The organism is Phormidium sp. CCY1219, from assembly GCF_035615515.1.
In the GTDB taxonomy this organism is placed as follows: domain Bacteria; phylum Cyanobacteriota; class Cyanobacteriia; order Cyanobacteriales; family Laspinemataceae; genus CCY1219.
The window spans coordinates 1-4679 of record NZ_JAJENT010000495.1 but is presented as its reverse complement, the minus strand read 5'-3'; the positions used below and the strand labels follow the sequence as shown (position 1 = coordinate 4679).

4 protein-coding genes are annotated in these 4679 nt (G+C 52.0%); 3 read left to right on the top strand and 1 reads right to left on the bottom strand.

The genetic code is table 11. The annotated features are described in order from the left end of the window. Positions 1 to 637 precede the first annotated feature (637 nt). Positions 638 to 2791: a polyribonucleotide nucleotidyltransferase gene (locus LKK83_RS12845; RefSeq protein ID WP_324631544.1), complete on the top strand. Its 2154-nt coding sequence runs from the start codon at positions 638 to 640 to the stop codon at positions 2789 to 2791. Positions 2792 to 3182: 391 nt separating this feature from the next. Here the strand turns inward: LKK83_RS12845 and LKK83_RS12840 are convergent, their stop codons facing one another. Beyond that, complete coding sequence (locus tag LKK83_RS12840; RefSeq protein ID WP_324631543.1) at positions 3183 to 3407, bottom strand: DUF4327 family protein; 225 nt, start codon at positions 3405 to 3407, stop codon at positions 3183 to 3185. 150 nt (positions 3408 to 3557) lie between these two features. Here LKK83_RS12840 and LKK83_RS12835 point away from each other — a divergent pair, with 150 nt between their 5' ends. Both LKK83_RS12835 and tpiA read left to right on the top strand, forming a co-directional pair. Further along, positions 3558 to 3737 carry a hypothetical protein gene (locus LKK83_RS12835; RefSeq protein ID WP_324631542.1) on the top strand — a complete coding sequence of 60 codons (180 nt, stop codon included), beginning with the start codon at positions 3558 to 3560 and terminating at the stop codon, positions 3735 to 3737. A gap of 95 nt (positions 3738 to 3832) precedes the next feature. After that, positions 3833 to 4558 carry a triose-phosphate isomerase gene (gene tpiA / locus LKK83_RS12830; RefSeq protein WP_324631541.1) on the top strand — a complete coding sequence of 242 codons (726 nt, stop codon included), beginning with the start codon at positions 3833 to 3835 and terminating at the stop codon, positions 4556 to 4558. Positions 4559 to 4679: the final 121 nt, after the last annotated feature.

Sequence of the window (4679 nt, the reverse complement as noted above, 5' to 3'; positions counted from 1 at the left end):
GTCAAGGCCCTTTTGGAACCTTACCCTGCCCACGTTTCGGAGATTTTCCTTGACTTTTGGCAGGAACGAATCGCACCGTCACGGTACTTATTGTACAACCATAGAGGCGCATTCACGCAGGGAATCCCTGGGGCTTTCTGTCTGGGGGGACATAGAACCCGCGCCGCGCGTTTTGCCCAGGGTGAGGGGCGATCGCGCCACGCGCCTTTCCCGGGAAAAACCAGCCCGGATATGGCGCTTCGATCGCCGGGGGGCGAAAAAAAATTTCCTAGACCGATACAGTTTAAAGCTTCGAGCAACCAGGGTTTGATAAAATAGACACTAGAGTTATAAGGAGTAAAGTTCAAGACCCTGGCATGGGTCTGCGGGTTGTCGCCAGAAGGAAGTGTCAGCACCCCGCCCGCACAGTGACGGGGCAACTGCTCCGTTCAGTTAGCTCTCGATGGCAATCGAGTGAGTGGCAATCCGCTTTCAACCGAGGCAAAAAAGACGCGCCCCACAGTGGTAGGCTCGATTTTTTCGAGCAAGGGAACAGGTGTCCGGTTGAGCCAATGGAGTCGAAAGCAATCGCAATTGAGAAGTGCTAGGATTGCCACAGAGAAGAAAAGTTGAGTGAAAAAGAAGGAAAAAGGACTGCATGAAAGAGATGGAAAAGTCGATATCCTTTGATGGACGGGATATTCGACTCAATATTGGATTGTTGGCACCGCAAGCAGGTGGTGCGGTATTGATTCAATCCGGAGATACGGCGGTTTTCGTGACAGCGACGCGATCCGAGGGAAGAGAAGGCATCGATTTTCTGCCGCTGTTAGTGGATTATGAAGAAAGGCTGTATGCAGCGGGTAAGATTCCCGGCGGCTTCTTGCGACGGGAAGGACGTCCTCCGGAAAAAGTAACCCTCACTAGCCGGCTGATCGACCGTCCCCTGCGACCTTTGATTCCGCAATGGATCCGCGATGACATTCAAATTGTCGCCACTACCCTGTCGATGGATCCCCAGGTGCCGCCGGACGTGCTGGCGGTGACGGGCGCTTCGGTGGCGGTTCAGTTGGCACAGATTCCCTTTTCCGGACCGATGGCAGCGGTGCGCGTCGGGTTAGTCGGAGATGATTTTATCATTAACCCCACCTACAAAGAAATTACCAGTGGAGATTTGGATTTAGTGGTGGCGGGAAGCCCGGATGGGGTGATCATGGTAGAAGCGGGAGCGAATCAGCTTCCGGAACAAGACATTATCGAAGCGATCGATTTTGGTTACGAAGCGGCGTCGGATTTGATTCAGGCGCAGCGAGAAATCCTGGAGGAACTGGGCATCGAGCCTGCGGTGGAGGAACCGCCGGAGGTGGACGATAGCCTAGAGAAGTTTATCAGCGATCGCGCCACTGAGGACATCAAAAAAGTCTTGTCTCGCTACGAAGTGCAGAAAAACGAGCGCGACAGTGCATTAGATGAAGTCAAAGAGGGGATTTGCGCTCAAATCGAGGAAATGCCAGAAGAAGACCCCCTGCGAGTGGCGGCGACCACGGATCCGAAAGCTTTGGGCAAAGTGTTCAAAGATGTCACCAAGCAGTTGATGCGGCGACAAATCGTGGAAGAAGGGGTCCGGGTCGATGGGCGCAAACTGGACGAAGTTCGACCGGTGTCTTGTCAGGTGGGAATTTTACCCAAGCGGGTTCACGGTAGCGCGTTATTTAATCGGGGGCTGACTCAGGTGTTGTCTCTGGCGACTTTGGGAACCCCGGGGGATGCCCAAGATTTGGCGGATGACCTGCACCCGGAAGATGAAAAGCGTTACCTGCACCACTACAACTTCCCGCCCTATTCCGTGGGGGAAACCAAGCCGATGCGATCGCCCGGACGCCGGGAAATCGGTCACGGTGCCCTCGCCGAACGTGCTTTAATGCCGATCTTGCCCGAACAAAGCGATTTTCCCTACGTGATTCGGGTGGTGTCGGAAGTGCTCTCGTCTAACGGTTCGACTTCAATGGGGTCGGTTTGCGGTTCGACGATGGCGCTGATGGATGCCGGGGTGCCAATCTTAAAACCCGTGTCCGGCGCAGCGATGGGGTTGATTAAAGAAGGTGATGAAGTCCGCATCCTCACGGATATCCAAGGGATTGAAGACTTCTTGGGCGACATGGACTTTAAAGTGGCCGGCACCGAGACGGGCATCACCGCGTTGCAAATGGATATGAAAATTACCGGGTTGAGCATGGAGACGGTGGCGAAAGCGATCCATCAAGCCAAACCGGCACGGTTGCATATCTTGGAAAAAATGCTGGGTGCCCTGGAACAACCGCGCGATCGCTTGTCTAACTACGCGCCGCGCCTGATGACGATTAAAATCGATCCCGACTTAATCGGCATGGTAATCGGTCCTGGGGGCAAAACCATCAAGAGTATCACGGAAGAAACGGGAGCCAAAATCGATATCGAAGATGATGGCACCGTCACCGTTTCGGCTATCGATAGCGAAAAAGCTCAGCGGGCGGTCACCACTATCCAGAATATGACGCGCAAGCTCAGTGCTGGGGATGTGTATGCCGGTCGAGTGACGCGAATTATTCCGATTGGTGCATTTGTAGAATTCCTGCCCGGTAAGGAAGGCATGATTCACATTTCCCAAATCGCCGATTACCGCGTGGGCAAGGTGGAGGATGAACTCTCCGTGGGCGATCCAGTGATTGTTAAGGTGCGAGAAATTGACAACAAAGGTCGCATCAATCTCACTCGTCTGAATATTCATCCCGATGAAGCAAAAGCAGCCCGAGAAGCGGCGGGCATGCAGTAGCGATTCGCACGTCAAGCCTAATTTTGTGGGAAATGCCGCTGGTAGAGACGTCCATCTATGGTATGGCGTCTCCCATTGATGCAACCCACTGTTCTAGCTTTGAGAGGGTCAAGCGCTGATTTTTCCCTAGCCAGTAGAATTCGGGGTGGGCAGTATTCCCCGCTCGGCACTGGCTAGAGAAGGTTAAAATCGATTTAATTCTAAAAAGCTTCTGAAATCAGAAGCTTTTTGAGTTTATTGGCGGATGTCAGATGGGCGGAATGAGAAACGTTGTCCCCCGAACGCGCGAATGCCGCGATCGCCGCACCGGTGGGGACAAGCCATTTTGCCCCGATCGAGAAGCTAAGAAAATCGGGGGGTTAACACTATTGAGATTGAAGTAGGATTTAATTTAGTCGTCATTCCAGTCTTCGCGTCCGAGCAGATCGCAAATGCGATCGCGTAGCAAATATTCGTTTTGTTCTAACTCAAACTCTACATTCATCCATTCCCGCGCCGGGATGTACTGGCAAAGGGTATAGATAGGTTGCTGGCGGCTGAGGATGCCTTTTTTCACCAGTTGACGAGCTTCTTCTTGGATAACTTCTATCGTGTATGAAATTGTCGTGTTAAACATATCTAAACCCCTCCCGGAACTCGGTGGCAATCATAAACACTTTATTTTAGATTGAGAATAGCTTTTTCGGTAAGAGTTAAAATACTTATCAGCCAAAAAGATGAAAAACGCAAGAAAACTCAACTTATCTTTACAATAATTGCAAAAAATGTGAGTGGTTACTTCACTCAGGGGGTGCAGGAGCCTCATCCAACCGTCGGTTGCAGAAAATCAGGGGCGATCGCGATCGCTACAGTCCTGGTGACGGAAAACATGCCCGAACGCCAGCGATCGGGTTCGGGTTCCCCCCCTTGCCATCCCGGTGGCTCTATCTCCCGGAAGATTTTTTAGGGACTTCTCCGGGAAAATCCCTTAAAAGGAGCCGCATTCGCTTTAGACTGGAGTGTGCATTTTGTTGTTGTAGTTTGGAACGGACTGAGTTACTCGTGCGAAAAATCATTCTGGCCGGTAATTGGAAAATGCACAAAACTCAAGCAGAAGCGCTAGAGTTCTTAGAAGCATTTAAACCCCTAGTGACAGACACCCCAGAAGAACGGGAAGTAGTTCTTTGCGTGCCCTATACCGCCTTGGGAACCCTGTCCAAGCATTTGCATGGGAGCGCGGTACGCCTCGGTGCCCAGAACGTTCACTGGGAAGATTCCGGTGCCTACACTGGAGAAATCTCCGGTTCGATGCTGAAGGAATTGGGGGTACGCTACGCGATCGTGGGCCACAGCGAGCGGCGTCAATATTTTGGCGAAACCGATGAAACCGTCAATCAACGTCTGAAAGCGGCGCAAAAACACGGGCTGACGCCGATTCTGTGCGTGGGGGAAACCCAGGAACAGCGGGAAGCCAACGAAACCGAGTCTCACATTTTCAGCCAGATCGAAAAAGACCTGGTGGATATCGACCAACAAAACTTGGTGATTGCCTACGAACCGATTTGGGCGATCGGTACCGGGAAAACCTGCGAAGCCCCAGAAGCCAATCGCGTCATGGGTTTGATTCGCTCGAAGCTAACGAATAAAGATGTAACGATTCAATATGGCGGATCGGTCAAGCCAGAAAATATCGATGAAATTATGGCCCAGCCAGAAATCGATGGCGTTTTGGTGGGCGGTGCCAGCTTAAAAGCCGATAGCTGGGGACGGATCGTGAATTACCAATAGGGGGTTGTGGGGCCTGCAGTGGATAACGCACTTCTGGGACTAACATAGTCAGGAACCCCATCCCTAAAGGGAGGGGCTTGGTAAGACTTTATTTTCCCAAGCTCACCTGACCAGAAGACCA